This window comes from Arthrobacter sp. AD-310 (genome assembly GCF_054656615.1).
In genome coordinates this window covers 37,311-40,380 of sequence record NZ_BAAHNO010000021.1, presented here as the reverse complement: position 1 = coordinate 40,380, position 3,070 = coordinate 37,311, and the positions used below count along the sequence as shown (strand labels likewise).

At 67.7% G+C, this 3,070-nt stretch carries 2 protein-coding genes and 1 pseudogene; all 3 read left to right on the top strand.

Translation table 11 applies throughout. The features are described 5' to 3' along the window. Positions 1–948, top strand: a pseudogene (locus ACYQ1Z_RS13660) (hypothetical protein); the annotation flags it as partial. Between the two features lie 284 nt (positions 949–1,232). Then, the gene (locus ACYQ1Z_RS13655; RefSeq protein ID WP_459793073.1) at positions 1,233–2,462 is read left to right on the top strand and encodes a serine/threonine-protein kinase; all 1,230 of its coding nucleotides are present in this window, start codon (positions 1,233–1,235) and stop codon (positions 2,460–2,462) included. Next, positions 2,459–2,944, top strand: coding sequence for a hypothetical protein (locus ACYQ1Z_RS13650; protein ID WP_459793072.1), 486 nt, complete (start codon positions 2,459–2,461; stop codon positions 2,942–2,944). Before ACYQ1Z_RS13655 ends, ACYQ1Z_RS13650 begins: the two co-directional genes overlap by 4 nt. The last annotated feature ends 126 nt before the right edge of the window (positions 2,945–3,070 follow it).

Here is a 3,070-nt window from a genome sequence, read left to right as displayed (position 1 = left end):
ACAGACGGCGGAACCACCACCGGCGCCACCGACCTCGCCGTTGCCGCAGACGCCGCCCTGGCACTCGGCACCGGCACGGTCACAGACGGCGGAACCACCACCGGCGCCACCGACCTCGCCGTTGCCGCAGACGCCGCCCTGGCACTCGGCACCGGCACGGTCACAGACGGCGGAACCACCGCCGACGCAGCCGCAGCAGCCGACATCAACCTCGGCCTCGGCAACACCACCGGAACCGACGGCACCACCGACGGTTTGGGCACCGCAGTTGATGCGGCCCTTGACCTCGGCCTTGGTCTCGGCGACGTCACCGGAACCGACGGCACCACTGGCGGACTTGACACCGTCGTAGGCGCAGTCGTTGATGTCGACCTGGGCAACGGCACCACTGACGGTTTGGGCGCTGCAGTTGATGCGGCCCTTGACCTCGGCCTCGGCAACACCACCGGAACCGACGGCACCACCGACGGCAGTGGCGGCCTAGACCTTGGCGCCGATCTGGGCGTTGGCCTTGGAATCGGACTGGTTGGCGGCGAAACGGGCACGGAGAACCCAGGCACCGGGACTCCCGGCGCTGAGAATCCGGGCGATGGGGACGGCAACACCGACGGAGTCGGCACCGTGGATCCCGGCACAAACAACCCCGGCACCGACACCGGAACCGACCCGGGAACGGGAACTGGTACTGACAATGGCACCTCCGGCACGGACACCGGGACCGGCACCAACACCGGCACTACCGACCCCGGCACCGGCAGCATCGCTGTAGCCCCAGCGGGCTCCACTGCGGTAGGCGGCGCCATCGCCATGGACACCACCCCCCGCAGTAACCCGGCCCGGGGTGGGACCGCCCTGGCCAACACCGGTGTGGACGCCTCGCTGGTTCCGCTCGCCCTGCTGCTTCTCGTGGCCGGGCTGCTGATGCTGCGCAAGCGCCGGATGTCCTAGCCACCTCCAAACATGTAGGAGCGCCTGCGCCCTGCGCCTGAAGCGGCTGCAATCAGCAGGCTGAGTGAAGGGAGGTCCGTCCCGGCGGAAATCTAACAAACAACGCAAAACATGTCTTCAGCACACATGTCCTTGTGGCCGGTGGTCCGGCGGCGAATATCCCCGAATTTCGCCGCCGGGCCGTCGGCGTGCCTACCCTAAAAGCCCGGTCCAATCGCGAGCACCGCCCCGCCGCCCGTATAATTTCAATACGACAGTGCCGCAGCGCACCGGGAGGAACGGTCATGGTGGCGGAATCGCCTAGCTCCATTGCGAATGAAATGGTCGGCGGACGTTATCGTTTGGGCGAAGTTATTGGCCGTGGGGGAATGTCCTCGGTTTATTGCGCCCGGGACGAAAACCTCGGCCGCGATGTAGCCCTCAAGCTCTTCGCCCCGCAGGCCCCGGACACGGAAGAACTGAAGCGCCAGGAAGCGGAGATCCAGCTTCTGGCAACCCTTAACCACCCCGGTTTGGTCACCCTGTTTGACGCCGGCATCGACACCCGGATCCCGGACGAGCCCCGCCCCTTCCTCACCATGGAACTGGTGGAGGGCCAGGACCTGCGTGCCCGGATCCGGCACAGCACCGTCCCGCTCGACGAACTGGCTGTCATCGGCGCTGGGATCGCCGATGCCCTGGCTTACGTTCACGGCTTGGGCATCATCCACCGTGACATCAAACCGGGCAACATCCTGCTGGTCCAGATCCGCCCGGGCGAACCGCTGAGGCCCAAACTGACCGATTTCGGCATCGCCCGGATTGTCGATGCCACCAGGCTCACAGCCACCGGAACCATGGTGGGCACCGCCGCGTACCTCAGCCCCGAGCAGGCAATGGGCCAGCCCCTCTCCCCCGCCACCGATATCTACTCGCTGGGCCTGGTCCTGCTGGAGTGCATCAAGGGGATCGTCGAATACCCGGGCAGCGCCGTGGAATCCGCTGTGGCAAGGCTCCACCGCGCGCCGGAAATACCCGACGACGTCCCCTCCGAGTGGGCGGACCTGATCCGCTCCATGACCGCCCTCGAGCCGCTGCAACGTCCAGCCGCGGCAGACGTCGAGACCGCCCTGCGGCAGGCCCTCGTGTCCCCCGCGTCAACGCCCGGGGAACTGGCGCCCGAAACCACTCGCGTCCTGCCAGCGATGCCCTTCCACCCGCCGTCTATTACCGCGGAGGAATCGGTCGACGAGATCCGTGAAGCAGCAGCGGAACCTGCTGCTGCTCCCGCAGAGACAACGGGCGGGAAGCAGCCGGCGGTGAATGCTGCAGCTGCCGTAAACCTGCACCCGCAGGCCCGGACAAAGCGCTTCTGGCTCGCGGTGGTGCTCGCCCTTGTGGTGGTGGCGGCTGCCGTCGTCGCCGTGATGCTGACGTTGTCTGCCCAGTCTCCCGCCGACGTCGTGCCCTACCCTGAGGTGAGCGGAGTCCTGGGCGAGCATCTGGAAGAGCTTCAAAAGAGCGTGGAACCGTGAGCCTGGCACGGCGCACTGCCACCCGCGTGGTGGTTGGTCTGGCCGCAGCCGCGCTCACGGCCGGTTCAGTTGCCGGTTGCGGCACGGGCGAAACGGGCCTGAAGCGTGACACAGCCCGGCAGCTCCAGGCCCGCGTCCTGGAGGTTACCCAGGCTTCATCGCAAAACGATCCCAACGGAGCGCTGAAGGCGTTGGAAGGCCTCGAGGCCGAACTTGCCGAGGCCCAGGACCGGGGGGACATCAGCGAAGAACGTCACCGGAGCATCACCACCATAGCCACCGCTGTCCGCGCCGACCTTGAGGACGCGATCGCCGCCGCGGAGCAGGCCGCCAAGGAAAAGGCGGCCGCGGAGCAGGCAGCAACGCAGTCGCCCGTTCCGGAGGTACCTGCCCCGGCGGCCACGCAACCTGCCGATTCCGGCCAGGACCAGGGGAACGGCGCGCCCGGAAAAGGCGAGGACAAGGGCAAAGGCAAGGACTAACGCTTCAGGCCACGAACGACGGCGGCGCCTCCCTTCCGGCCAGCCTCCCGTTGGCATTCGTCCCCGGCGGACAGTCGGAGATCAGGACAGCAAAGAGGGGGGGGGGGGGGGGGGGGGGGGGGGGGG

What these genes read in the sequence shown, in the direction of transcription:
- ACYQ1Z_RS13655 (WP_459793073.1), top strand. Translation starts at nt 1,233, where the DNA reads ATGGTGGCGGAATCGCCTAGCTCCATTGCGAATGAAATGGTCGGCGGA.